The organism is Amycolatopsis sp. WAC 01375 (assembly GCF_003947325.1).
In the GTDB taxonomy this organism is placed as follows: domain Bacteria; phylum Actinomycetota; class Actinomycetes; order Mycobacteriales; family Pseudonocardiaceae; genus Amycolatopsis.
Window position 1 is genome coordinate 57,020 of sequence record NZ_QHHW01000057.1, and the last position, 25,020, is coordinate 82,039.

26 protein-coding genes and 1 pseudogene are annotated in these 25,020 nt (G+C 68.2%); 14 read left to right on the plus strand and 13 right to left on the minus strand.

Annotated elements, in window-relative coordinates; translation table 11 throughout:
- The first annotated feature begins 34 nt into the window (after positions 1–34).
- From DL991_RS38935 to DL991_RS38970, 8 genes are all read left to right on the plus strand, one after another.
- Positions 35–598 carry a TetR/AcrR family transcriptional regulator gene (locus DL991_RS38935; RefSeq protein ID WP_125789380.1) on the plus strand — a complete coding sequence of 188 codons (564 nt, stop codon included), beginning with the start codon at positions 35–37 and terminating at the stop codon, positions 596–598.
- Positions 595–2,133, plus strand: a complete 1,539-nt coding sequence (locus DL991_RS38940) for a glycerol-3-phosphate dehydrogenase/oxidase (RefSeq protein ID WP_125789344.1) — start codon at positions 595–597, stop codon at positions 2,131–2,133. The genes DL991_RS38935 and DL991_RS38940 overlap by 4 nt, the downstream gene beginning before the upstream one ends.
- A gap of 81 nt (positions 2,134–2,214) precedes the next feature.
- The gene (locus tag DL991_RS38945) at positions 2,215–2,484 is read left to right on the plus strand and encodes a helix-turn-helix transcriptional regulator (RefSeq protein ID WP_125789345.1); all 270 of its coding nucleotides are present in this window, start codon (positions 2,215–2,217) and stop codon (positions 2,482–2,484) included.
- A complete protein-coding gene (locus DL991_RS38950) occupies positions 2,481–3,026 on the plus strand; it encodes a hypothetical protein (RefSeq protein ID WP_125789346.1) in 546 nt (181 codons plus the stop codon). The genes DL991_RS38945 and DL991_RS38950 overlap by 4 nt, the downstream gene beginning before the upstream one ends.
- Positions 3,023–3,487 carry a hypothetical protein gene (locus DL991_RS38955; protein WP_125789347.1) on the plus strand — a complete coding sequence of 155 codons (465 nt, stop codon included), beginning with the start codon at positions 3,023–3,025 and terminating at the stop codon, positions 3,485–3,487. The genes DL991_RS38950 and DL991_RS38955 overlap by 4 nt, the downstream gene beginning before the upstream one ends.
- The gene (locus tag DL991_RS38960) at positions 3,484–3,714 is read left to right on the plus strand and encodes a hypothetical protein (protein ID WP_125789348.1); all 231 of its coding nucleotides are present in this window, start codon (positions 3,484–3,486) and stop codon (positions 3,712–3,714) included. The genes DL991_RS38955 and DL991_RS38960 overlap by 4 nt, the downstream gene beginning before the upstream one ends.
- Complete coding sequence (locus tag DL991_RS38965) at positions 3,711–4,637, plus strand: ABC transporter ATP-binding protein (protein ID WP_125789349.1); 927 nt, start codon at positions 3,711–3,713, stop codon at positions 4,635–4,637. The genes DL991_RS38960 and DL991_RS38965 overlap by 4 nt, the downstream gene beginning before the upstream one ends.
- Positions 4,634–5,824, plus strand: coding sequence for an ABC transporter permease (locus DL991_RS38970; protein WP_125789350.1), 1,191 nt, complete (start codon positions 4,634–4,636; stop codon positions 5,822–5,824). Before DL991_RS38965 ends, DL991_RS38970 begins: the two co-directional genes overlap by 4 nt.
- Positions 5,825–5,888: 64 nt before the next feature.
- Here the strand turns inward: DL991_RS38970 and DL991_RS38975 are convergent, their stop codons facing one another.
- The 4 genes from DL991_RS38975 to DL991_RS38990 all read right to left on the minus strand — a co-directional run bounded on the left by DL991_RS38975 (position 5,889) and on the right by DL991_RS38990 (position 10,421).
- Positions 5,889–7,238, minus strand: coding sequence for a deoxyribodipyrimidine photo-lyase (locus DL991_RS38975; protein ID WP_125789351.1), 1,350 nt, complete (start codon positions 7,236–7,238; stop codon positions 5,889–5,891).
- 114 nt (positions 7,239–7,352) lie between these two features.
- Positions 7,353–8,654 (minus strand): citrate synthase, encoded by a 1,302-nt coding sequence (locus DL991_RS38980; protein WP_125684045.1) that lies wholly within the window; start codon positions 8,652–8,654, stop codon positions 7,353–7,355.
- A 192-nt stretch (positions 8,655–8,846) separates the two neighbouring features.
- The gene (locus DL991_RS38985) at positions 8,847–9,788 is read right to left on the minus strand and encodes a carbohydrate kinase (RefSeq protein WP_125789352.1); all 942 of its coding nucleotides are present in this window, start codon (positions 9,786–9,788) and stop codon (positions 8,847–8,849) included.
- Positions 9,789–9,836: 48 nt separating this feature from the next.
- Entirely contained in the window at positions 9,837–10,421 is a 585-nt protein-coding gene (locus tag DL991_RS38990) for a TetR/AcrR family transcriptional regulator (RefSeq protein ID WP_125789353.1), read from the minus strand.
- A 104-nt stretch (positions 10,422–10,525) separates the two neighbouring features.
- Here DL991_RS38990 and DL991_RS38995 point away from each other — a divergent pair, with 104 nt between their 5' ends.
- On the plus strand, positions 10,526–11,671 hold the full coding sequence (locus DL991_RS38995) for an acyl-CoA dehydrogenase family protein (RefSeq protein ID WP_125789354.1): 1,146 nt from the start codon (positions 10,526–10,528) through the stop codon (positions 11,669–11,671).
- A gap of 73 nt (positions 11,672–11,744) precedes the next feature.
- Positions 11,745–12,362 (plus strand): annotated as a pseudogene (locus DL991_RS39000) (Uma2 family endonuclease).
- A gap of 4 nt (positions 12,363–12,366) precedes the next feature.
- On the opposite strand, the gene DL991_RS39005 reads toward DL991_RS39000, so the two are convergent.
- The 4 genes from DL991_RS39005 to DL991_RS39020 all read right to left on the minus strand — a co-directional run bounded on the left by DL991_RS39005 (position 12,367) and on the right by DL991_RS39020 (position 15,651).
- Positions 12,367–12,945 (minus strand): hypothetical protein, encoded by a 579-nt coding sequence (locus DL991_RS39005; protein WP_125789355.1) that lies wholly within the window; start codon positions 12,943–12,945, stop codon positions 12,367–12,369.
- A gap of 68 nt (positions 12,946–13,013) precedes the next feature.
- Positions 13,014–14,243 (minus strand): amidohydrolase, encoded by a 1,230-nt coding sequence (locus DL991_RS39010; RefSeq protein ID WP_125789356.1) that lies wholly within the window; start codon positions 14,241–14,243, stop codon positions 13,014–13,016.
- An 11-nt stretch (positions 14,244–14,254) separates the two neighbouring features.
- Positions 14,255–14,746 carry a GNAT family N-acetyltransferase gene (locus DL991_RS39015; protein ID WP_370309219.1) on the minus strand — a complete coding sequence of 164 codons (492 nt, stop codon included), beginning with the start codon at positions 14,744–14,746 and terminating at the stop codon, positions 14,255–14,257.
- Positions 14,746–15,651, minus strand: coding sequence for an aldose 1-epimerase family protein (locus tag DL991_RS39020; protein ID WP_125789358.1), 906 nt, complete (start codon positions 15,649–15,651; stop codon positions 14,746–14,748). Before DL991_RS39020 ends, DL991_RS39015 begins: the two co-directional genes overlap by 1 nt.
- 51 nt (positions 15,652–15,702) lie before the next feature.
- Between DL991_RS39020 and DL991_RS39025 the strand changes: the two genes are divergently transcribed.
- The 4 genes from DL991_RS39025 (at position 15,703) to DL991_RS39040 (ending at position 19,732) form a co-directional block, all read left to right on the plus strand.
- On the plus strand, positions 15,703–17,232 hold the full coding sequence (locus DL991_RS39025) for a fatty acyl-CoA synthetase (RefSeq protein ID WP_125789359.1): 1,530 nt from the start codon (positions 15,703–15,705) through the stop codon (positions 17,230–17,232).
- Between the two features lie 282 nt (positions 17,233–17,514).
- A complete protein-coding gene (locus tag DL991_RS39030) occupies positions 17,515–18,078 on the plus strand; it encodes a TetR/AcrR family transcriptional regulator (protein WP_125789360.1) in 564 nt (187 codons plus the stop codon).
- Positions 18,078–18,908, plus strand: coding sequence for an MBL fold metallo-hydrolase (locus DL991_RS39035; RefSeq protein ID WP_125789361.1), 831 nt, complete (start codon positions 18,078–18,080; stop codon positions 18,906–18,908). The genes DL991_RS39030 and DL991_RS39035 overlap by 1 nt, the downstream gene beginning before the upstream one ends.
- Positions 18,905–19,732 carry an MBL fold metallo-hydrolase gene (locus DL991_RS39040; protein ID WP_125789362.1) on the plus strand — a complete coding sequence of 276 codons (828 nt, stop codon included), beginning with the start codon at positions 18,905–18,907 and terminating at the stop codon, positions 19,730–19,732. The genes DL991_RS39035 and DL991_RS39040 overlap by 4 nt, the downstream gene beginning before the upstream one ends.
- Positions 19,733–19,738: 6 nt before the next feature.
- Here the strand turns inward: DL991_RS39040 and DL991_RS39045 are convergent, their stop codons facing one another.
- From DL991_RS39045 to DL991_RS39065, 5 genes are all read right to left on the minus strand, one after another.
- Positions 19,739–21,124, minus strand: a complete 1,386-nt coding sequence (locus DL991_RS39045) for an APC family permease (RefSeq protein ID WP_125789363.1) — start codon at positions 21,122–21,124, stop codon at positions 19,739–19,741.
- 95 nt (positions 21,125–21,219) lie between these two features.
- Positions 21,220–21,804 carry a DUF3558 domain-containing protein gene (locus tag DL991_RS39050; protein WP_125789364.1) on the minus strand — a complete coding sequence of 195 codons (585 nt, stop codon included), beginning with the start codon at positions 21,802–21,804 and terminating at the stop codon, positions 21,220–21,222.
- 24 nt (positions 21,805–21,828) lie between these two features.
- Positions 21,829–23,112, minus strand: coding sequence for an MFS transporter (locus DL991_RS39055; protein ID WP_125789365.1), 1,284 nt, complete (start codon positions 23,110–23,112; stop codon positions 21,829–21,831).
- A 118-nt stretch (positions 23,113–23,230) separates the two neighbouring features.
- Complete coding sequence (gene pdxH / locus DL991_RS39060; protein ID WP_125789366.1) at positions 23,231–23,926, minus strand: pyridoxamine 5'-phosphate oxidase; 696 nt, start codon at positions 23,924–23,926, stop codon at positions 23,231–23,233.
- A gap of 557 nt (positions 23,927–24,483) precedes the next feature.
- The gene (locus DL991_RS39065; protein WP_125789367.1) at positions 24,484–24,855 is read right to left on the minus strand and encodes a hypothetical protein; all 372 of its coding nucleotides are present in this window, start codon (positions 24,853–24,855) and stop codon (positions 24,484–24,486) included.
- Between the last annotated feature and the right edge of the window lie 165 nt (positions 24,856–25,020).

Sequence of the window (25,020 nt, forward strand, 5' to 3'; positions counted from 1 at the left end):
GGCGGACACCCGATCCCGCCAGGCCTCGACGCGCGTGTCCGACGACGTTCTGCTCGACGCCGCGAAGAAGTGCGTGCTCGCCGTCGGTGTGCGGCGGACGACGCTCGCCGAGATCGCGCGGACCGCGAAGGTCAGCCGGATGACCGTGTACCGCCGGTTCCCGGATGTACGCAGCGTGCTCGCGACCCTCATGACCCGTGAGTTCGGCGGACTGCTGCAGGGCGCCGCCGAACCGGACGTCGAACCGGCCAACTTCCGCGAGAAGCTCGTGCGGAGCTCCTCGGCCGCCGTCGCCGTGCTGTCGGGCGATCCCCTGTTCCGCACGCTGCTGGACCTCGACCCCGAACTGGTGCTGCCCTACATCGTCGAGCGGCTCGGGAAGACCCAGCGCTTCGCCGAAGGCGTGATCCTGCACCTGCTGCGTTCCGGCCACGAAGACGGCTCGATCCGCAAGGGCGACCTGCCTTCGCAGGCTCGCACCCTGTTGCTGCTCATCCAGTCCTTCGCGTTCTCCTACCGTCCCGCCACGTCGGACGTGGACGAGAAGAAGCTGATGACGGAGTTCGGCCACATGCTCGACGCGGCGCTGCGACCGTGACGCCCGGCTCGCTCAACGCACTCCGGCGCGAACGGGAACTCACGGCGCTGGCCGGCGGCGAGCGGGTCGATCTGGTGGTGGTCGGCGGCGGTGTCACCGGCGCCGGGATCGCGCTGGACGCGGCCGCGCGCGGGCTCTCGGTGGCCCTCGTCGAGGCGTACGACCTGGCGTACGGGACGTCGCGCTGGTCCAGCAAGCTGGTCCACGGCGGGCTCCGCTACCTGGCCAAGGGTGATCTGGCGCTGGCGCACGAAAGCGCCGTCGAACGCGGGATACTGATGACCCGCACCGCCCCGCATCTCACCAGGGCGATCCCGCAGTTGTTCCCCCTGTACCGCAAGACCTCCCGCGGCCAGCAGGCGTTCATCATGACCGGCCTCGTCGCCGGTGACGGCCTCCGCCGCGCCGCCGGGACGCGTGCGTCGGTACTGCCGCGGCCGAGGTCGATCCCGGCCGCGGAGGCGTTGGCACTCGCGCCCGGCCTGACTCCGCAAGGCCTGCGCGGCGCGTTGCTCGCCTACGACGGCGCGCTGACCGACGACGCGCGTCTTGTAGTCAGCCTGGCGCGCACGGCGGCGTCACGCGGCGCGAAGATCCTGACGAAGTTCGAGGCGCTCCGGCTCGACGCGGAATCCGTACTGGCCCGGGACAGGCTGACCGGCCAGGAGATCGAGATCCGCACCCGTCAGGTGATCAACGCGACGGGCGTCTGGGCGGGTGAACTGGCGGAGTCGGTGCGGCTGCGGCCTTCTCGCGGCTCACACCTCATCCTGGCTTCGGGAGCGGCGCGGATCGGCGCGACGTCGGTCAACGTGCCCGTCCCCGGCGAGAACAACCGGTTCGTCTTCCTGCTGCCCCAACCCGACGGCCGCGTGTTCGTCGGGGTCACCGACGAACCGATCGACGGCGCCGTCCCCCGCGTGCCGTCCGTGCCGGAGTCCGATGTGGACTTCCTGCTCGAAGTGGCGTCGACGGCGTTCACCCGGCCGCTGACCCGCGCCGACGTCGCGGGCTCGTTCGCCGGGCTGCGGCCGCTGGTCGAAGGCGGCGGGCGCAGTGCGGATCTCTCGCGCAAACACGCGGTGGTGACGGGCGCGGACGGCGTCCTCACCGTCGTCGGCGGCAAGCTGACGACGTACCGGAAGATGGCCGAGGACGCCGTCGATACCGCGTTGAAGCGCTCCGGGCTCCTCGCCGGGCCGTCGACCACCTCCCGGCTCCCGCTGCTCGGCGCGACGCCGCGCGACCGTCTGTCCATTGTGGACGCACCTGCCCGGCTGGTCGCGAAGTACGGCACCGAGGCACCGCGAGTCGCGGCGCTCGGCGAGGTCGATCCCGAACTGGGCCTGCCCCTGTTCGACGGCACCGAGATCAGCGCGGCGGAGGTCGTATGGGCCGTGCGGCACGAGGGCGCGCTCGACGTCGAGGACGTCCTGGAGCGCCGCACCCGGCTCGGCCTGGTCGCCCCGGACGCCGAGGCCGCCCGCGCCCGCGTCCGGGAACTCGTCGGCAAGTCCCTCGCCGGCCTCTCCTGACCCCTCGCAATTAGTCACCTACTTGCGGTGAAGTGTGCTCTCAGCTTGACGAGTCGTTGGGTTTTTGCAACAGTATGTTCTATGAGCCCGGTCAGACGCGGCAAAGAGCTGCCGATCTACAACCGGCTGCCCGTGCTCCGGGCGGAGCGTGGACTGAGCAGGGCCGCCCTCGCCGCGGCCGTCGAGGTCAACCCGCAGACCATCGGCGCGCTCGAACGGGGCGACCACTACCCGAGCCTGGACCTGGCGTTTCGCATCTGCACGGTGTTCGACCTCCCGGTCGAGGCCGTGTTCAGTCGCGAACCGTTCACGCCACTGTCCACTCAGGTCTACCGGGAGGGGGGAGCATGAGCGAGGAGCGAGGCCGTCTCGCGGCGTACTGGGAGCGCCAGCTGGAACGGCTGGACGAGATCGAACGCAAGCGGGCGCTGCGACTGCCGACCTGGCGCACGCGGAAACGGCGGCGGACGTTGAGCGTGCTCGTGGTGACGGGCGACCTGATCCTGATCGCCGGGGCCGCCTTCTTTCAGACAGGGCAAGAGGCGGTCTTCTTCCTCGGCTGGTTCAGCGGTTCCATTCTCGCCGGCGGCGCCCACTATCTCCTTCGGATCCTCACCGGCAAGATGAGCGGCGGCTTCTCGCTCCGGCTCGACGAACGCGAGCGGGAATGGCGCCACCGCGTCACCTACGTCAGTTACCAGGTCCTGGTCGGGCTGATGATGATCGCGGTGCTCTACAGCCTGGTCATCTCCGGCACGGAGAACGGCGGCGCGCGCGGCGCGATGATGGCCTGCGCGCTGCTGGTCACCGGCACCACGCTCTCCGGCGTCATCCTGGGCTGGTCGCTGCCGGACGACGATCCGGAAGATTTCGAAGAGGTGAGCCCCGCATGACCCCCACCCGGACGCGATCGGACCGCCGTCGCCTCGCCGTCGCGGCCGTGATCGGCCATCTGGTCGTGATCGCCGGCGCCGCGCTGCTCCGCGAGCCCACGCTGTGGTTCGCCGTCGGCCTGATGGGGCCGGGACTGTGTCTCTGCGTCGGCACCGCGGCGGTACTGCGCAAGGCCGTCGGCAGACCCGGCTCCGCGGCGAAGGATCTCGACGAGCGCGAACTGCTCTTGCGCGACAGGGCGCATTACAGTGCCTTCCAAGGGATCTGCCTCCTGATGGCGGTGGATCTCGCTTACGGGCTTTACGCGGCAGGGCAGCCGGATTCCGGTTCCCTGCTGGCCGCGATGACGGCGGCGTTACTCGTCTTCGGAACGTCGCTGCCGGCACTTTGGCTGGCGTGGCGGCTGCCGGACGACGACCCCGATGACTTCACCGACTTCGAGGGGGTGGCTCCGGCATGACCGGGGACAAGAAGCGTTACAAGGTGTCCGTCGGCGTGGTCGCCGTCGTGCTGGTGGCGAGCGGGGTCCTCGCCGGCGCGGGCCGGGCGGTCCTGGTTTACCGGGCCACGTCGGTGATGAGCAACGTCAAGCTGGACGGGCTGATCCAGCGGAACCGCACGGTTTCCGGCGTCCATCGGGGATTCACGGCGCTGGTGCGGTATTTCGAAGAGGGGAAGTGGAAATGAGCGAGGGGAAACTGGAGATCGACCGGATCTCCAAGAAGTACGGCGCGAAGGTCGCGCTGGACGAGGTGAGCTTCGAGGTCCAGCCCGGTGAGCTGTTCGGGTTCGTCGGCAGCAACGGCGCGGGCAAGACCACCACGATGCGGATCGTCCTCGGGGTGCTGTCGGCCGACTCCGGGCAGGTACGCCTCGGCGGCGCCCCGATCACCCACGAGACCCGCACTCACATCGGGTACATGCCGGAGGAACGCGGGCTGTACCCGAAGATGAAGGTGCTGGAGCAGCTGGTCTACCTCGCCGAACTGCACGGGATGTCGGCCAACGACGCCCACCGCAGCGCCGAGAACTGGATCGCCAGGCTCGGGCTGACCGAACGGCGCAAGGACGAGGTCCAGAAGCTGAGCCTCGGCAACCAGCAGCGTGTGCAGCTCGCGGCCGCGCTGGTGCACGATCCGCGGGTGCTGGTGCTGGACGAGCCGTTCTCCGGCCTCGACCCGCTGGCCGTGGACGTGATGAGCGGTGTGCTGCGCGAGAAGGCCGCGACCGGCGTGCCGGTGGTGTTCTCCAGTCACCAGCTCGATCTGGTGGAGCGGCTGTGCGACCGGGTCGGCATCATCCGGAGTGGACGGATGGTCGCCTCCGGCACCGTCGGGGAGCTGACCGCCGGCGCGGGCAACGGGCTCGTCGTCACCGCTCCCAACGCCGCGCCTGGCTGGGCTTCGGCCGTTCCCGGCGTGCGCTCGGTCGAGCAGAACGGCCCGACGGCGATCCTCGAACTCGAGGCGGGCGCCGACGACCAGGCCGTGCTCGCCGCGGCGCTGGCCACCGGCCCGGTCACCGAATTCACCAAACGCAGGCGTTCGCTGACCGACCTCTTCCGCGACGCTGTCGCGGAGAAGCCGGCGGCACAAGGAGTTTCCGCATGAACACCGTATCTTCGTGGCGCGCGGTCTGGCTCATTGCCAAACGCGAGCTGAACACCCGGCTGCGCACCCGGTCCTTCGTGATCGGCACCGCCGTGCTGCTGGTGATGCTGATGGGCTATGTCCTGCTGCAGTCCACGCTGATCAGCAACGAGGACAAGAGCAAGGTCGGGCTGTCCGGCCAGACCGCCGGAATCGCACAGCAGCTCCAGACTGCGGGCGCGGCGATCGGCGAGAAGATCGAGACCGTCACCGTCACCGATCCGGCGCAGGGCCGGACACAGGTCGAGAACGGTGATCTCGACGCGTTGCTGTCCGGCAACGCCACCGAGCTCAAGGTGCTCGTCAAGTCCGAATTGGACACCAAGCTCCGCGCCCTGCTGAACGGCGTGTCCCAGCAAGAAGTGCTGAACGGCATCCTTTCCGAGGCCCAGCGGTCGCCGGAAGAAGTGATGCAAACGGTCCACCAGACCCAGGTCAAGGTCGACTCGATCAAACCGCCGGACCCCGAGAAGTCGCAGCGGATGGTGATCGGGCTGATCGTGGCGGTGCTGCTGTACATGAGCATCGTGACCTACGGGACGCTGGTCGCCCAAGGCGTGGTCGAGGAGAAGTCCAGCCGGGTCGTGGAGATCCTGCTGTCCACCGTCCGGCCGTGGCATCTGTTGCTGGGCAAGGTGATCGGGCTCGGCCTGGTCGGGCTGACCCAGCTGGTGATCATCGGCGGCGCCGGGTTGATCGTCGCTTCGGCGACCAACGTGCTGACGCTGTCCGGGGTCGCGACCGGCGCGCTGCTGTGGGGTGTGCTGTGGTACCTGCTCGGGTTCCTGCTGTACGCCACCGTCTACGGCGCGATGGGCTCGCTGGTCTCGCGGCAGGAGGACACGCAGTCGGTCATCGGACCGGTCAACATCGTGCTGATCCTCGGTTTCATCGTCGGGTTCAACCTGCTGACGCAAGCGCCGGACGGCACGGGGACGAAGGTCCTTTCCCTGGTGCCGCTGCTTTCCCCGGTGCTGATGCCCGCGCGGATCGCGGCCGGGACCGTCGAGGTGTGGGAGATCGCGCTGTCGCTCGGCCTGACGGTGGCCGCCATCGCCCTGTTCACCTGGCTGGGCGCGCGGATCTACCAGAACAGCGTCCTGCGGGTCGGCAGCCGGATCAAGCTTTCGGAAGCCCTGAAAGGCTGATCGCTTCGCGCGTGAAGGCCCCCTTCCCTCGGCTGAGCCGAGGGAAGGGGGCCTTCACGCGCGTTCAGGTGCCTTTGATGGCGCCGTAGCGCTCCAAGGCGACCTGGCGTTCGTGGGCGTGGTCGACCATGGGCGCGGGGTAGCCAGGCACGTCGGCGGGCTTGTGCACGGCTTTCCCTTGCAGGGAGCGGAGTTCCGGGACGTAGCGGCGGACGTAGTCGCCGGAGGGGTCGAACTTCTCCCCCTGCGTGGTCGGGTTGAAGATCCGGAAGTACGGCGCGGCGTCGGTGCCGCTGCCAGCCACCCACTGCCAGTTCAGCTGGTTCGACGCGAGATCGCCGTCGACCAGGTGCTTCATGAAATGCCGGGCGCCGAGCCACCACGGCAGATGCAGGTCCTTGACCAGGAAACTCGCCACGATCATCCGGACGCGGTTGTGCATCCAGCCCTCGGCGAGCAGCTGCCGCATCCCGGCGTCGACGATCGGGAAGCCGGTGTGTCCTTCGCACCACCGCTGGAATGCCTCGTCGTCGCTCTCGTATTCCATGGCGTCGAAGCGGGAATCGTAGTTCTTCCGCGCGGTTTCGGGGCGGTGCCACAGGACGTCGGCGTGGAACTCGCGCCAGGCGAACTCGCCGCGCAACGCCTTCGCGCCGGATCCCTCGTTCCCGGCGAGGTCGGCCAGCAAGGTGCGCGGGTGGACGCAACCCCAGCGCAGATACGGTGAAAGCCTTGTCGTACCGGGACGATCCGGCCGGTCGCGGTCCTCGTCGTAGGTCTCCAAGCCGTCGTCAAGGAACTCGTGCCAGCGCTCCAGTGCCGCCTTCTCGCCGGGCTCCGGCAGCTCCATCCCGTCGAGCGAAGGGGATTTCGGGAGCTTGACCGAACGCGGCGGCTCGACCCAGTCCACTATGGACTTTCCCGTGTCCGCGGGCCGCGGCCGGCCGTGGCGCACCCACGCACGGTAGAACGGGGTGAACACGCGATAGGGGTCGCCGTCGGGCTTGGCGACGCGACCGGGGGTGATCGCGTACGAGGAACCCGTCTCGACCCAGGCGATGTCGTGCTCCGCCAACGCCTTCTTGACCTCGTCGTCGCGACGGCGGCCGTACGGGCCGGTGTCCGCGCTGACGTGCACCGTCGCGGCGCCGATCTCGCGCGCGGCCTTGACGACCTCCTTGACGGGGTCGCCCTTGACGAGCATCAGCCGTCCGCCGAGCTGATCGTCCAGCGCCTTCAGACAGCCGTGCAGGAACGCGACGCGCGGGGCGCCGGACGGTTCGAGGAGCGCGTTGTCGAGGACGTACAGCGCGAGGACGTGCTTGCTGTGCCTCGACGCCTCCAGCAGGGCGGCGTGGTCGCCGAGGCGAAGGTCGCGGCGGAACCACAGCACTACAGGGGCTTCTCTGGTCACTCCGGAAACCCTAAGCGCGCTCCTGTGACCTTGCACGCCCGGATGCCATGAAAGGTCCTTTCCTTGCAAATTTTGCAAGGAAAGGACCTTTCATGGCGCTTGTCGGGAGGGGGGTCAGCGCTCCGCGATGGGCGCGTAGTCCCGCGAAGCGTAGCCGGTGTAGATCTGCCGCGGGCGGCCGATCTTCGTGGCCGGGTCCTGGATCATCTCGCGCCAGTGCGCGATCCAGCCCGGCAGGCGGCCGAGCGCGAACAGCACGGTGAAGTACTTCGTCGGGAAGCCGAGCGCCCGATAGATCAGGCCGGTGTAGAAGTCGACGTTCGGGTACAGCTTCCGCTCGATGAAGTAGTCGTCCGAGAGCGCGGTCTCTTCCAGCTTCTTCGCGATGTCGAGCAGCTGGTCGCCGCCCTTGAGCTTGGAGAGGATCTCGTCCGCGGTGTTCTTGATGATCTTCGCGCGCGGGTCGTAGTTCTTGTAGACCCGGTGCCCGAAGCCCATCAGGCGGACACCCTTTTCCTTGTTCTTCACGCGGGTGACGAAGTTCGCGACGTCGCCGCCCTCGGCCTGGATGCCCTCGAGCATGTCCAGCACCGCGCTGTTGGCGCCACCGTGCAGCGGGCCGAAGAGCGCGTTGATCCCGGCCGAGATCGAGGCGAACAGGTTCGCCTCGGAGGAGCCGACGAGGCGCACCGTCGACGTCGAGCAGTTCTGCTCGTGGTCGGCGTGCAGGATGAACAGCAGGTCGAGCGCCTTGGCGACGTCCGGGTCGACCTCGTAGGGCTCGGCCGGGAAGCCGAAGGTCATCCGCAGGAAGTTCTCGACCAAGCCGAGCGAGTTGTCCGGGTACAGCAGCGGCTGGCCGACGGACTTCTTGTAGGCGTACGCGGCCAGGGTGGGAACCTTGGCCAGCAGGCGAATGGTGGACAGCTCCACGTTCGGTTCGTCGAACGGGTTGAGCGAGTCCTGGTAGAAGGTCGACAGCGCGGATACGGCGCTGGAGAGCACCGGCATCGGGTGCGCGTCGCGCGGGAAGCCGCTGAAGAAGGCCTTGAGGTCTTCGTGCAGCAGGGTGTGGCGCTGGATCTTCTCGGTGAACTCGGACAGCTGCGTCTGGGTGGGCAGCTCGCCGTAGATGAGCAGGTACGAGACCTCGATGAAGGTCGACTTCTCGGCCAGCTGCTCGATCGGGTACCCGCGGTAGCGCAGGATGCCGGCGTCACCGTCGATGTAGGTGATGGCCGACGACGCGGCACCGGTGTTCACGAAGCCCGGGTCGTGGGTGATGTACCCGGTCGTCGCCAGCAGCTTCCCCAGCTCGATCCCAGGCGCGCCCTCGACCGGGTGGATCACCTTGAACTCGTGCTCACCATTGGGCAGGCGCAGCGTCGCGGTCTCGCCCGTCGTCGCGTCGGACATGTAAGTCCCTCTCACGTTCAGCACGGGCCGGCGGCGCCTGTAGGTCCCACAGGTACGCCCTCTTTCACGCGCGTGACCCATGGCCTCGCTGCACACCGCCCCGCTGGGGTATGAATTCCCCTCCACGCTAGTCGAGAATGGGGTCAACGCGCAGCGGGTGAGTTGCTCACAACAGCCCCTTTGGGACCAGGTTCACACGGCGGATGCCATATCCCCGGCCGTCGGCGGTTCCGCCCCGCTCCGCGAGACGGTGATCGACGCCGCTTTCGCCGCGAATTCGAGCGCCGTACGCCAGCCGTCGGCGTCGAGTGTGGACACGTCACGCACCCCGTTCGAGTACAGCCACGCCAGCAAGGCGCCCTGCACGGTGTCACCGGCGCCGATCGTGTCGACGACGTCGACCCGGCGTGACGGGACCTGCGCGATTTCGCCCGCTCGTGTGATGACGGACAGTCCCTGCGCGCCGCGGGTGAGCACGACGGCATCGACTCCGCAAGAGGTCCAGACCTTTGCCGCGTCGACCGGATCGGCGCCCTCGGCGAGCCATTCCGTGTCGTCGTCGGAGATCTTGAGCAGGCGGATATGCGGAAGCCAGGACTCGAACCTCGCCCGGTACGCCGCCGGATCGGTGATCAGCGCCGCACGGATGTTCGGATCGAGGACGGTCAGCACACCGCGGGCGGATTCGCGGCGCAACACGGTTTCGTAGGTGCTCGCCCCCGGCTCCAGGACCATGCCGAGGGTGCCGAGCGAGAGCGCCGTCACATTCTCCGGCAGCGGGCCGGGGTCGCCGACGAGCCTGTCCGCGGTGCCCTCGGTGTAGAAGGTGTACTGGGCGGAACCCTTCTCGTCGAGCGCGACCACGGCGAGGGTCGTCGGCTCGTTTCCTCGTTGCAGCAAGGCGGTGTCGACACCGGAGGCGTGCAGCCGGTCCACCAGCGCGACGCCGAACCGGTCGTTCGAGACCCGCGAGAAGAACCCCGTCGGGACGCCGAGCCGCCCGGCGGCGAGCGCGACGTTGTAGGGACCACCACCCATCCGGGGCAGCAGCGCGCGCAACCCACCGTCCACAGTGGAATCCAACGGTGCACCGGGAACGAGGTCGACCAGCGCCTCTCCACCTACGACGATCACGGGCGCGATGCTAGCCGAGGCGGCGGCAAGACCACCAGAATTGTCATTTCAGGACATTTTCGGTTCGAGGCCGCCGAGAAGGACTTCCGACAAAGCGGTGAACGCCTCGGCGTCGGTCACCCCGGCGCGCTGACCGATGACGCCGGTCTGGATTCCCTCGATGATCAGCCCCGCCATTTCCGCGATCAGCCGCGCGTGCACCTCACGGAAAACCCCGTCGGTGACGCCCCGATCGATGAACGACCGGATCCGCTGGGCCGCGGCGCGGCTGTTGAGCTGATACGCATCCCGCGCCGGTGCGAATTCGGCGATATCGGTCATGAAAGCGGCCGAAGCGCGATTCAGGTACTCGGAGATCCCGGCGAGGTACTCCCCGAGGATCTTGCGGGCGTCGTCGATCCCGTCGATCCGCTCTTCGAGCAGCTCGGCGGCGCCCTTGAAAAAGTGGGTGACGACCTTGACCGCGAGCTGCTCCTTGCTGGGCGCGAGCGCGTAGAGGGTCGATTTCGAGCAGTGGAGCCTTGCGGCGAGATCGTCCAGCGTGAACTGGGAGAACCCCTCGGCGAGGAAGAGCTCTTCAAGCTCCGAGAGCAGTGCTCTCTGGCGCGCGGTGGGCTGACGGCGCGGGGTCATCGGATCACTATCCCTTACCCGGATCGCGGGTCCCCAGACAGTTCATACTGTACTCTCAATGAGCCCACAGTACTGTTTCGAGTACAGTTCAGCTCGGAGGAACCATGCCGGCGGATCGTCTTCTGCCCAGCACCGAGGCCAAGGACCTGATCGACCTGGCCAAGGAGATCGCGCGCGAGGAGCTCGCCCCGATCGCGAGCAAGTACGAAGAGACCGCGCACTTCCCGCGCGAGCAGTTCCGGCTGCTCGGACAGGCCGGGCTGCTCGGGCTGCCGTACGCGGAGCGATGGGGCGGCGGGGACCTGCCGTACGAGGTCTACCTGCAGGTTCTCGAGGAGATCGCGACCGCGTGGATGTCGGTCGGCGTCGGGCTGTCCGTGCACACGATGTCCTGCTTCGCACTCGCGCACCACGGCACCGACGAGCAGCGCGACCGCTGGCTGCCCGCGATGCTGGAAGGCGGCCTGCTGGGTGCGTACGCGCTTTCGGAGACCCACGCCGGCTCCGACGCGGCCGCCCTCTCGACCCGCGCGCGGCTCGACGGCGACCAGTACGTCGTGAACGGCACGAAGGCGTGGATCACCCACGCGGGTGAGGCAGACTTCTACACGACCATGGTGCGCACCAGCGACGACGGCGGACAGGGCATCACCTGCCTGCTCGTCGACGCGGCGACTCAAGGCCTCTCGGCCGCGCCGCCCGAGCGGAAAATGGGCCTCACCGGCTCGACCACCGCGCAACTGATGTTCGAAGACGCCGCCGTCGACGCCGACCGGCGGATCGGCGAAGAGGGCCAGGGCCTGAAGATCGCGCTGTCGTCGCTCAGCTCCGGACGGCTGGGCATCGCCGCTTGCGCCGTCGGGCTCGCGCAGGCCGCGCTCGACGAGGCCCTCGAGTACGCGAAGGGGCGCACGCAGTTCGGGCGGCCGATCATCGAGTTCCAGGGCCTGGAGTTCCTGCTGGCCGACATGGCCGCGACCGTCGAAACCTCCCGCGCCATGTACCTCGACGCCGCCCGCCGCCGCGACCGCGGGCTGCCGTTCCAGCGGCAGGCGTCCATCGCGAAGCTCGTCGCGACCGACGGCGCGATGAAGGTGACCACCGACGCCGTCCAGGTCCTCGGCGGCGCCGGATACACGAAGGACTTCCCGGTGGAGCGGTACATGCGAGAGGCGAAGGTGCCGCAGATCTTCGAGGGCACGAACCAGATCCAGCGCATGGTGATCGCGCGGGAACTCCGGAAAGGCTGACTCTCCGCACTGATACGATCACCAGTGGTCACCCAGAAGCCGTGAGGCACTGTGGAAGACGTGAGGAGACGCTGTGACAGCCCTTCCCTACTCCACGGCCGGGTCGCACGGTGAACCAGGGTGGGCCGTCCCGGATCATCTGCTGTCCATCGCGGAGTACGCGGCGCTCGGTGAGCCCGATTCCGGATTCACCGAGCTCGTGGAAGGCCGCCTTGTCATGTCGCCGAGTCCCAAGAGGAGACCCAACAAGGCGCTGTACGCCTTGGCGAGGTAACTGGAATCCCAGCTGCCCGACCATCTCGAATTCGTCCAGAACATCGATGTCGATCTAGGGCTGGTTCCACCTGGAGAGCCGGGTTTCGCCAGGCGACCGGATCTGACCATCGCCCTCCGCGCAGCAGGCGAGCGGATCGACGAAGAAGACACGATGTACCACGCGGACGACGACGTCGTCGTGGTCGAGATCGTGTCACCGGGCTCGAAACGCACCGACTACGTGACCAAACACGGCGAGTACGCCGACGCGGGGATCCCGCACTACTGGATCGTCGATCTCGGCGAGCCCGTCTCGCTTGTCGCCTGCCACCGAGCAGGCGAACTCGGCTACCAGGACGCTCCGGCCATGACCGGCGAATTCGCCGCCACCGAGCCGTTTCCGGTGAAACTGGAGCTCGACCGGCTTCTGGCATAGCCGCTCAGTGCCCGGTCGGGCCGAACTGCCGGGGCGATTGCTGTTGCGGCGGCTGCTGCGGCCAGCCGCCCTGCGCCGGGTACGGCTGCTGATACTGCTGGACGGCCTGCGCCGGCGGACCGGGCCGCATCGGCGGCGGGTACTGCTGAACCGCCTGGTTCGCGTACGGCCGTGGGTTTCCTTGCTGCGGCGGAAATCCCGGTTGCGCCTGTCCTTGCCACTGAGGCTGCGCTTGCCATTGCCGCTGCGGCTGCCCGCCTTGCGGCGCCGTCACGCCGGTCCGCGACGCGCGACGCTTCTTTCGGATCAGCATCGTCGCGCCCAGCCCGGTCAGCCCGACCCCGACTCCGCCCACCCACAGACCATGGTTCTTGAAGGCCTCCTCACGGACCTCCGCACCGTGCTTCATCTGGTCGTAGGTCTCCGTACGGACGGTGCGGCCACCCTTGGTGGTCTCGCAGACATCGCCGTACGACATGAGCCTGCCGTCGCATTTGATGGCGCTCGAGTCTTCGGTCGCCCACAACAGGCAGACACCCAAGAAGCCGAAACCGATTACCAGGACAAGAACCCAGCGCTTCATGTGTTACACACCCTCCCCAGTGTGTCACACATGAGAGCACAGGTGGGTCCGTCCTGGCAAGGCCGGCGTCAGCCTTCGCGGTACCGGCGTTCCTCGGTGACGCCGACCCCGGCTTCCTCGTCGAAGTGGTAGACCTCGCGCCCGCGCACGAACACCCGCATGGCGCGGTTCATCACGTCGAGCGGGTCACCCGACCAGAGGACCACGTCGGCGTCGAGGCCCGGCTTCAGCGCGCCGACCTGGTCGTCGAGGTCCAGCATCGCGGCCGGGTTGACGGTCAGCGCCTTCAGCGCGGTCTCCGGGTCGAGGCCGTCCTTCACCGACAGCGCCGCTTGGTACACCAGGAAGTTGATCGGCACGACCGGGTGGTCCGTGGTGATCGCGATCCGCACGCCCGCCCTGGCGAGGATGCCGGGCGCGCGCAGGGTGCGATTGCGCAGCTCCACTTTGGACTTGGTGGTGAACAGCGGGCCGAGGATCACCGGTACGTCCCGCTCGGCGAGCAGATCCGCGATCAAGTGGCCTTCGGTGCCGTGGTTGATCACCAGCTTGTAGCCGAACTCGTCCGCCAGCCGAATGGCGGTGACCATGTCGTCGGCGCGGTGGACGTGCTGGTCCCAGTACAGCTCGCCGTCGAGGACCTTGGCCAGCGTCTCCTTGGTCAGATCGACGTCGAACGGCTTGCCCTCGGCGGCGGCGTGGTCGCGCTGGGCGGCGTAGTTGCGCGCGGCGGTGAACGCGTCGCGGATGGTCGACGCGACGCCGAGCCTGGTCGACGGCGTCTGCTTTTTGTCGCCGTAGACGCGCTTCGGGTTCTCGCCGAGCGCGCTCTTCACGCTGACACCCTCGGCGAAGATCATGTCCAGCACGGTCCGGCCCCAGGTCTTGACGCCGATCGTCTGCCCGCCGATGGGGTTCCCCGAGCCGGGCTTGATGACGACGCTGGTGACACCGCCCGCGAGCGCGTCGTCGAAGCCGGGCTCGTACGGGTCGATCCCGTCGATCGCCCGGAACCGCGCGCCGTTGGGGTCGGTCATCTCGTTGGTGTCGTTGCCCGACCAGCCTTCGCCGTCCTCGTGGACCCCGAGGTGGGCGTGCGCGTCGATGAACCCGGGCAGCACCCAGCTGCCCGCGGCGTCGATCAGTTCGGCGTCGTCGGGGACGTCGACGTCGGCGTCCGTGCCGACGGCGACGATCTTCCCGTTCTCGATGAGGACCGTGCCGCCGTCGATCGGATCACCGTCGACCGGGACGACGTAACCACCGACGATGGCCTTGACCTGTGCTTTGTTCGACATACTTTGACACGCTAACGAACTGGGCCGCCGGTCCGCACGCGGGGCTTTTCGAAGTGGACCAGCTCGTAGTGTTTCTCGGGCGTCCGGTGCGTTTCGACGTAGCCGAGCTTGCGGTACATCCGCAGCGGGCCGGCGCTCCGCTCGCCGGTGAACAGGCGGAACACGGTCACCGAAGGCGGCGCGGCCGCTTCGGCGGCGAGCAACAACGAGCTGCCGAGCCCGTGTCCCTGCCTGTCCGGGGCCACGATGAGCCTGCCGACGAGACCGGCCTCGCCGTCCACGACGATCCGGACACTCGCCACCAATCGCCCGGATTCCCTGACGCCCCAGGCGAAACACGCGGCATCGCCCAGCGCCTCCTTGGCCTGTTCGAGGGTCTCCAGCAGCGGTGGGAGGTCGATATTCCCGTGTGCCCTCGCCTCCGATACGTAGGCCGCGAGCTGCAAAGTGAGCGCTTCGCCCGCGTCCACGGGCCCGAGCCGGAGCGGCGATGGTGACGTCATCAGCGGACCCGGATTCCCCAGCTCCCGGTCCACGAGGACGCGGGCTCCAGGTCGATCAGGTCGGTGCCGGTGTTGAGCGCGTCGGCGGGGCAGGTCATCGGCTCGATCGCCACCGCCCGGCCGCGGCCGACCAGGTCGTCCGGCGTGAACACCTGTGCCCAGCGGAAGTCCGGCCCGGCCCAGACCAGCAGCTCCCGCTCCCCGTGCGAAAGGACGTGGTGATAGTTGCCGTCCTCGGCCACGCTCAGCCCGCCGAACGCCGTGTCCAGGTCGACGCCTTCGAGCACCTTGCCGGACCGGAAGTCGTACTCGGTCCCCTCGACGTCCTGTTCGTCGGCGTACGGCATCTGCTCGTCGCCGAGGTACGGCCGGACCCGGCTCGCGGGCAGCGTCAGGGTCAGCTCGTCGGTGGGCACGTCGCCGATGCGGAAGTACGGGTGCGTGCCGAGTCCGACGCCGATCGGGCTCTCGCCCTCGTTGCGGATCTCGTGCGTCACGACCAGTTCGCGCGGCGAGATCTCGTAGGTGATCGTCGCGCGCAGCGGCACCGGCCAGCCTTCCTGCGCCGGGACGTCGATGGCCAGGGTGATCGACGACTCCGCGTGCTCGAGGAGCTCCCACTCCTCGTGCCGGGTCAGGCCGTGGATCGCGTTGCCACGTGCCTCCTCGGTGATCGCGAGCTGCTGCTTCTCCCCCTGGTGCACCCACTGGCCGCCCTTGGTGCGGTTCGGCCAGGGCAGCAGCACCTGCCCGGCACCCTTCGGCGGCTTCTCGTCCTCGGCGAACGCCTCGACGTACGGCACGCCGCCGACCTCGAACGCGCGCAACCCGGCACCGATCTCGGTGACGACGGCGCGCGCGTTGCCGCGGGTGATCTCGAACTGCTCTCCGGTGGGATTGGCCATGCGACGAGGTTACTGTGGGAACGCCAGGCCCGGACGAAGGAGACCGCCACGATGACCGTTCCCGGCTACCCCAGCACCGTCGGGCGCGTCCTGGAACGGAGCGCGCGACGCGTCCCGGGCCGGGTCGCGCTCACGTTCGCCGATCGCGTGTGGACCTACGCGGAGCTCGACCGCGCGGCGGGCCGGGTCGCGGCGAAGCTGCTCGGCCGCGGGCTCGTCCACGGCGACCGTGTCGCGGCCTTCGGCAAGAACTCCGACGCGTACCTGTTGCTGTACCTCGGTTGCGCCCGCGCCGGCCTGGTGCACGTGCCGGTGAACTTCAACGCGCGCGGCGAAGAACTCGAGTACCTGCTCACGCAGTCCGAGCCCGCCGTCGCCTTCGTCGACTCCGCACTGGCCGAACACGTCAGCGTCGAGCATATGTCCACATTGGACGTCCTGGACTGGGCGCTGGACGAGACCGTTGCCCCGCACGAGGAATCCGGGGTCACCGACGATGACCTCGTCCAGCTGCTCTACACGTCCGGAACGACCTCGCGACCGAAGGGCGCGATGCTCACCCACCGCGCGCTGGTGCACGAGTACTCGTCCTGCATCGCCGCGCTCGACCTGAGCGACCGCGACGTGCCGCTGCACGCGCTGCCGCTGTACCACTCGGCGCAGATGCACGTCTTCCTGATGCCCGGCCTGGCCGTCGGCGCGACGAACCACCTCGTCGAGTCACCCGACCTCGGCGACATCCTCACGCGGATCCCGCGTCAGGGCGTCACTTCGCTGTTCTTCCCGCCGACCGTCTGGGTGGGACTCGCGAATCACCCTGGTCTGGCGGACGCGGATCTGAGCGGTCTCACCAAGGCCTACTACGGCGCGTCGATCATGCCCGTCCCGGTACTGAACGCGCTGCGCTCACGGCTGCCGGAAGTGGGTTTCTACAACTGCTTCGGCCAGTCCGAGATCGGTCCACTCGCGACGGTGCTGCGTCCCGAAGAGCACGACGCGCGGCCGGATTCCGTCGGCCGCCCGGTGCTCTTCGTCGAGACACGCGTGGTGGACGCCGCGATGAACGACCTCCCGCCGGGCGAACTCGGCGAGGTCGTGTACCGCTCTCCCCAGCTGTGCACCGGTTACTGGGGCAAACCCGAGGAGTCGGTGGAGGCTTTCGCGGGCGGCTGGTTCCATTCCGGTGATCTGGTGCGCCAGGACGACGAGGGCTACCTGTTCGTCGTCGACCGGATCAAGGACGTCGTCAACACCGGTGGCGTCCTCGTCGCGTCGCGCGAGGTGGAGGACGCGCTGTACGCGCATCCCGCCGTCGCCGAGGTCGCCGTCGTCGGCCTGCCGCACGAACGCTGGATCGAGGCGATCGCCGCGGTGGTCGTCGCGAAGGAGCCCATCGAAGAAGCGGAACTGATCGAATTCGCCAAGAGGTCGCTGGCGGCGCACAAGGTTCCGAAGTCGGTGCACTTCGTCGGCGAGTTGCCGAAGAACGCGTCCGGGAAGCTGCTCAAACGCGAGTTGCGGCACCAATTCGGCGGCTCGGCGTCCGCCTTGGGCCTCGTGAGTGGCAAGGACGGCTGTTGAGGGGTCGGTCAGAGGTGACGTCGGGTGAGGGTGTGTGGAAATAGGGACGTTGAGTGTCCCTATTTCCACACACCCTCTTCTGGATCTGGCCGTCACAGGGACTGTCGTGCGGGACTGTGTGGATTTTGGGTCATCTGACGTCCCAAAATCCACACAGTGAGGCATCCGGCGTGCACGAGTTCACGGACGGCGCTCTCACGAGATCTCCAGAACGTGCGCCCACCCGTGCGACCGGCCAGGGTCACTAGACCGGTCGTCATAGTTTGGGCTACAGTCGGCCGCATGGTCCGCCGCACCGACACCAGGCAGCGCATGCTCGACTCCGCCGCCGAGCTCTTCCACCAGCAGGGTTACCACGCCACCGGGCTGAACCAGCTCGTCACCGCCGTCGGCGCGCCCAAGGGGTCGCTGTACTTCCACTTCCCCGGCGGCAAGGAACAGCTGGCCGCGGAGGCCATCCGCCAGTCCGCGGATCGTCTCTGCGATCAGTTGCGCACGATCGCCGCCAACGCGCCCGACATCGTCACCGGGATCGAGACCATCATCGACGCGCTCGCGACCTCGCTGGAGGAGTCGGATTTCCAGCGCGGCTGCCCGCTCGCGACGGTCGCGCTCGACGCTTCGGGTGACAGCGAGGTGATCCGCCAGGCCTGCGCCGACGGCTACACCTCCTGGCACACCGTCATCGCCGAGGCGCTGGACACCGACAAGGCGGACCAGCTGGCGACCGTCGTCCTCGCCGCCATCGAGGGCGGTTTGCTGCTGGCCAAGACCCTGCACGACACCGCGCCGCTGCGCGCGATCGCCCCTCATCTGGCCACCACACTCGAACGGGAGTTGTCCTGATGCGCGTCCACCACCTCAACTGCGGGACCCTGCGGCCGATCGGCGGCAAACTCGTCGACGGCAGGCCGGGGCTGTTCCGCCGCGCGGAACTGGTCTGCCACTGCCTTTTGCTGGAGACCGGCACGGGGCTCGTCCTCGTCGAAACCGGCGTCGGCACACCGACCGTCGGCAGGCCGGCCGAATGGCTCGGCGCCGGCTTCGTCCGGCTCGTCCACCCCGACAGCGACGACGACCTGAGCGCCACCACCCAGATCCGCAAGCTCGGCTTCGACCCGGCCGACGTGCGCGACATCGTGCTCACCCACCTCGACCTCGACCACGCGGGCGGGCTCGTCGACTTCCCTCAAGCCCGGGTCCACGTCCACGCGCGCGAACTCCAGGCACTGGAGAAGCCGATCGACCGCAAGGAGGCGAGCCGCTACCGGAAGGTCCAGTTCAGCCACGGTCCGAAGTGGAAGTCGTACCGCGCCGACGGCGAGCCGTGGTTCGGATTCGACGCCGTCCGCGAGCTCGAAGGGGTCCCGGACGTCCTGCTCATCCCTCTGGCGGGGCACACCCGCGGGCACGCCGGCATCGCGGTCGACACCGGTGACGGCTGGCTCCTCAACGCCGGTGACGCCGTCTTCCACGGCGGCGAACTGGAGCGAAACCCTCACGTCCCCTTCGCACTCGGCTTCTTCGAGTCGTACATGCAGACGGAGAAGGCGGCACGACTGGACAACCAGCGCCGGCTGCGCGAACTTGTCAGTGACAACGGTGCCGAAGTGACGGTCTTCGCCGCGCACGACGTCACCGCATTCGAACGGCTCAGCCAGAGGAGCAGGTTATGAAGGTGCACCACCTGAACTGCGGCACGATGCGCGCACCGGGAGGCAAGCTGCTCGACGGCCAGCCCGGTCTGCTTCGCCGCTCGGAGCTGGTGGCGCACTGCCTGCTCATCGAGACCGGCGACGGTCTCGTGCTGGTGGACACCGGTTTCGGCCGCGAGGGGGTCGCGAATCCCGGCGCGTGGCTCGGCACGCCGTTCACGATGATGGTCGGCGCGAAGCCGGTCGAGACGGAGACGGCGGCCCACCACGTCGAGGCGCTCGGGCACAAGCTCGAAGACGTCCGGCACATCATCTGCACCCACCTCGACGTCGACCACGCGGGCGGGCTCGCGGACTTCCCGAACGCCGTCGTGCACGTCCGCACCCCGGAGCACGACGCGGCGACGTCACCGTCCGGCCAGAGCGAGAAGTTCCGCTTCCGCGCCAACCAGTTCGCCCACCGTCCTTTGTGGAGTCATTACGACGAGGCCGGGGACGAGTGGTTCGGCTTCCAGGCCGTCCGTGAGCTCAAGGGCCTGCCGCCGGAGATCCTGCTGGTGCCGCTCGCGGGCCACACCAAGGGCCACACCGGGGTGGCGGTCGACACCGGCGGCGGCTGGCTGCTGCACGCCGGCGACGCGTACTTCTTCCACGGTCAGCTGGATCCGGTGAAGCCGCACTGCCCGCCGGGGATGACCGCCTTCCAGAACATGGTGCAGACCCTGCGCAAACCACGGCTGGAGAACGTCGAGCGGCTGCGGGAGCTGAGCCGAGAACACGCCGACGAGGTCACCGTGTTCTCGGCCCACAGCCCGGTCGAATACCAGTCGCTCAGCCGGGGATAGGAGCCCTCAGCCGACCGGCGGCTCGACGGGCTGCCGGTCCTCTTCACTGTGCGTGGCCCGCATGACGAGCCAGTTGATCCCCCACAGCACGATGCCGACGCCGAGCAGGATCGCGGCGACCTTGTAGTCGCGCGCGGGCCGCCCGGACAACGGGGTCACCAGGTAGAGACAGAAGATCGCGGCCAGCACCGGGATGATGGTCGGCGCGCGGAAGTGCTTGTGCGCCGCCTTCTCCTTCCGCAGTACCAGTACCGCGACGTTGACGATGGCGAACACCGCCAGCAGCAGCAACGCCGTCGTCCCGCCGAGCACACTGATGTCCACAAAGGACACCAGGGCGATCGCGATCAGGCTGGTGAAAACGATCGCCACCCAAGGGCTGCGGCGGAACGGGTGCACGGTGCCCAGCTGCTTCGGGATGATCCGCTGGTTCGCCATGCCGTACAGCAAACGGCTGGCCATCAGCATGTTGATCAGCGCCGAGTTGATGACCGCGAAGAGACCGATCGCGGAGAAGACCTCGCGCGGGAACCCGGGGGCCCCGACGTCGAGCACCTTCAGCAGCGCGCTGCTCTTGGCGGCCTCCAGATCGTCGGCGGGCACCAGCAGCGAAGAGGTCACGGAGACCAGGATGTAGATGGTCGCGGCGATGACCATGCCCCACAGCATCGCCTTCGGGAAGATCCGGATCGGGTCCTTGCACTCCTCGGCCATGTTCACCGAGTCCTCGAAGCCGACCATCGCGAAGAACGCCAGCGACGTCGCCGACGTGATCGCCACCAGCATCGTCTGGTTCTCGGTGTCGAACTCGACCAGCCGCGACGCGTCCCCGTTGCCGTTCAGCACCGCCCACACGCCGACCCCGATGATGATCAGCAGACCGCCGATCTCGATGCAGGTCAGCACCACGTTGGTCTTCACCGATTCGGAGACCCCGCGGAAGTTGATCAGCGCGAGCCCGATCACGAACAGGATCGCCACCAGCGGCATCGGCGCGGTGATGAATTCCTTGAGGTAGGTGTCCCCGAAGGCCTTCGCCGCCGACGAAGCCGACGTGATCCCCGAGCACATCACCGCGAACGCCACCATGAAGGTGAGGAAGCGGAGCTTGAACGCCTTGTGCGTGTACAGCGCGGCCCCCGCCGCCTGCGGGTACTTGCCGACCAGTTCCAGATAGCTGAACGCGGTCATGATCGCGACCACGAACGCGATCAGGAACGGCAGCCACAGCGCGCCGCCCACTCGGCCGGCGACCTGTCCGGTGAGCGCGTAGACGCCCGTCCCGATGATGTCCCCCACCACGAAGAACAGCAGGAGCTTGGAACCCATGACCCGTTTGAGGCTCGGCTGACCGGCCGGACCGGTCTGTTCTGTTGTCGTCGTGTCCGCCATGCGGCAAGAGTGTGCCGTATCACGTCTGGTGCCGACAGTCCGGTTTGGTCAGTTCTTCGTCACGGGTTGACGAAGCACGCCTTTGGGTAAGTCGCTCAGTTGGCGTCGACCGCGGTCTTCACGAGCGGGGTCATCATTTCCTGCGTCATCTTCGCCGGGCCGGTGTAGTTGACCAGCACGGGCACATCGCCGACGAGCTCGGCTGCCGCGAGCGTCGCGGTCTTGTTCTCGTCGACGTAGAAGAGAGCGCCCTCGCCGACACCGGTGACGTCCTTCGACCCCGCCTTCGCCTTCTTCAGCGCGGCGACCATCTCGGCGGGCTTGAGCTTCTTGCCCTCGAAGCGGGTCACCGCGAGCGCGCCGATCTGCTTGCCTGCTGCCGAGTAGACGCAGCTCTTGGCCTTGCCACCGTTGGCGGCGTTGTCCTGCACCGGACCCGGCGCCGACGTCACGCCCTGAATGGAGACCGCCTTGCCGACCGCCTCGGCGGGCAGCAGCGCGCACGGCTCCTTCGAACCGTTGCCGCCGGTGGGCGCGGCCGAGGAACTCGGCGCGGCGGAGGGAGCGGGAGCCTGGCTCGACGGCTTGGCCGCGTTGTCCGACTTCTCGTCCCCGGAAGAACAGGCGGAAAGGGTCGCGATGACAGCGGCGAACAGGATGATCGCCCGTGAAATACGCATGGGCCCGACGATAGACCGAACGGCTCAGTCCGCCGGGGCCCGGTACCGCCAGAACGACGGGATCAGCAGCGCCGCGGCGATGACCAGCACGATGACCAGCACCCCGCCGCCGGAGGCCGCGGCGGCGGTGCCGACTCCCGCGGCGGCCCAGCCGTGGGTGAGGTCGGCGATCCGCGGGCCACCCGCGACGACGACGGTGAACACGCCCTGCAGCCGTCCGCGCATTTCGTCGGTGGTGGCGAGCTGCAGGATCGACATCCGGTAGATCGCGCTGACCATGTCGGCCGCGCCGGCGAGCGCCATGAAGAAGACCGCGAGCCACAACGACTGCGCGAGGCCGAAGCCGACGATGGCGGCACCCCAGACGCAGATGGAGATGATCACGCCGACGCCCTGTTTTCGGATCCGGGTGAGCCAGCCGGAGAAGAGACCGATCAGCATCGCGCCCGCCGGGAGGGCGGCGTACAGCCAGCCCAGCGCCGGGCCGCCGCCGGGCGGATCGCCGAAGGTGCGCTCCGCCATCTCCGGGATCAGCGCGCGCGGCATCCCGGCGACCATCGCGATGATGTCGACGAGGAACGAGGCCAACAGGATCTTCTGCTTCGCCAGGTACTTGAAGCCGTCGATGATGTCGCGGATCCCGGCCCGGCGCGCGATCTCGCCGAGCGGCGGGATCGGGGGCAGCTTCCAGACCGCGACAAGGGTCAAGGTCAGTGCGACGACGTCGATCAGGTAGAGCGTCGAAAGGCCGAGGATCGGGATCAGCGAACCGGCCAGCAGCGGGCCGAAGACCGCGCCGAAGGTGGCCATCGTGCTGCTCAGCGCGGTCGCGGGCGCGATCAGTTTGTCCGGCACCAGCCGGGCGACGACGGCGCCGCGGGTCGGCATGTTGATCGCGAAGAACGCCTGGTTGACCGCCAGCAGGGCGAGCACGAGCCAGACCGAGCCGAGGTTCAGGAACGCCTGGAGCCACAGGACCGCCGAAGTGACGGTGACGCCGACGTTGGTGACGAGCAGGAGTTTGCGGCGGTCGACGGCGTCCGCGATGGCGCCGCCCCAGAGGCCGAAGACGAGCAGCGGGACCAGGGCGACCAGGCCGGTCAGGCCGACGTACGCCGACGAGCCGGTGAGGTCGAAGACCTGTTTGGGGACCGCGACGGCGGTGAGCTGGCTGCCGACGGCGGTGACCGCGGTGGACAGCCACAGGCGGCGGAACGCGGGGATCTTGAGCGGTCTGGTGTCGACGACGATCGAGCCGAACAGCTTGCGGACACCCTTACGCTGTTCAACCCCCACGTCGTCACTCACAACCCGACAGCTTAGCCGCGCTAACTAACCAATCGCGCGCGATTTATGTCACCGGCCACGCGTGAAGGCCCCCTTCCCTCGGCTGAGCCGAGGGAAGGGGGCCTTCACGCGAGTGGGATCAGGGCGCTACGCGCTTGACCTGCCAGCCGTCGTCGGTGCGGACGTAGCGGAGCCTGTCGTGCATGCGGTCTTCGCGGCCTTGCCAGAACTCGACGACGTCGGGCCGGATGCGCCACCCGCCCCAGTGCGGCGGGACCGGGATGTTCTCGACGTCGGCGAAGCGGCGCTCGATGCCGTGGAGCGCGGTCTCGAGGGCGCGGCGGCCGTCGACGACGCGGGACTGCGGCGAGGCCCAGGCCCCGAGCTGCGATCCCCGTGGGCGGGAGGCCCAGTACTCGGCGGTCTCGGCGACGTTGACCTTCTCGACCTCGCCGCGCACGTGGACCTGACGCTGCAGGGCGTACCACGGGAAGGTGATCGACGCGTAGCGCGTCGCGGTGAGGTCGTGGCTCTTGGTGGAGGTGTAGTTCGTGTAGAACACGACGCCGCGTTCGTCGAGACCCTTGCACAGGACCGTCCGGGAGGACGGCCTGCCTTCGGGGTCGGCGGTCGCGAGCACCATCGCGTTCGGTTCGGGGATCCCGGCGGAGACGGCCTGGTTCAGCCAGTCCTGCAACTGGGCGGTCCAGGTCTCCGCCAACGCGGACTCGTCGAAGGCGGCGCCTTCGTAGGCCACCCTCATCCCGGGCAGGCGTACGACGGCGTCGTCACCGCCGACAGCGCCAGTAGCGCCATCCTTGATCTCCGGCATCATCCGCCAAACCTCCGTACCCGATCGGGGCCCATGACTTCGGCTTTGCCGCCGACGGTATTGCCTAGAAGGCGGCGGCGAAACCCACTGAACGGTGACACCCGCCACCCCTGCCCGATCATCTGTGTGTAGCCGCTGGACCGCAAGCCGTTACCTGCCGGTCACCTGGCCGCCCCTGATCGATACAGGTCGATCGTCGGCCGCCGAGGCCTGGCCCGCCGGTCCACGAAATGGCACTCGCTCGCGCGAAGGCGGACTAATTCACCTTTGCGGAGGACGAGAATTGCCTGGACAGACCCCGTCCGAGCGGGCCGGAAGGAATTGCAACCGCCGAACCCGACCTATTCTTACCGCCATTTCGAACCATTCGAATTCGGCGACTCCGGGACGCCCAGAGGCCGCCCATCCGGCGCCCGACCAATTCTGTCGTTTGATAGAAATTACCGGCGGGGGAAACACCTCCGACACAGATCCGTGAGATGTGCCAGAAGCGCGACCAAGGCCGGTTCCGGGACGGCAATTGTGTCCCGGAACCGGCCTTCGCTTCTTCCGCCCGGCTGTCAGTTCGTGACGGTGAACTCCGCACGGACGATCCAGCCCCAGCAGTCGTACGACGCCGTGTACCGGCCCGGCACCGTCCCGACCGGACCGTCGCCCCGCAACGCGACACCGATGCCGCCGGTGCCGCCGTCTCCCACCACCCGCAAGGGAATCGGCGCGGCGAGACCGTCCGCGACGAGGGTCGTCGCGAGCTCGCCCGCCCCCGACGGGCGCAGGCAATAGATGTCGGCGGTGACCGTCCCACCTGCGACGACGGCACCCGGGCTCAGGACCAGACTGGACGGTCTGGTCGCGTTCGCCTGCCCCGCACCGGCCAGGGTGGACAAGAGCGCCGCCCCCGCGACGCACAACGCGGCCGAACGAATTTTCATCCTCTGCTCCCTCCAGAAGACGGGCGACGTTTTCACCCGCCACCCGATGGACGTACGGCGCCGGGACCGGGGTTGCCCACCGGGCGAGAGTCCGCTCTTTGGGGCGAACGGCCGGATTTAGCAGAATGTGACAGCGAATCGTGCAAGAGCCGACGATCACACTAG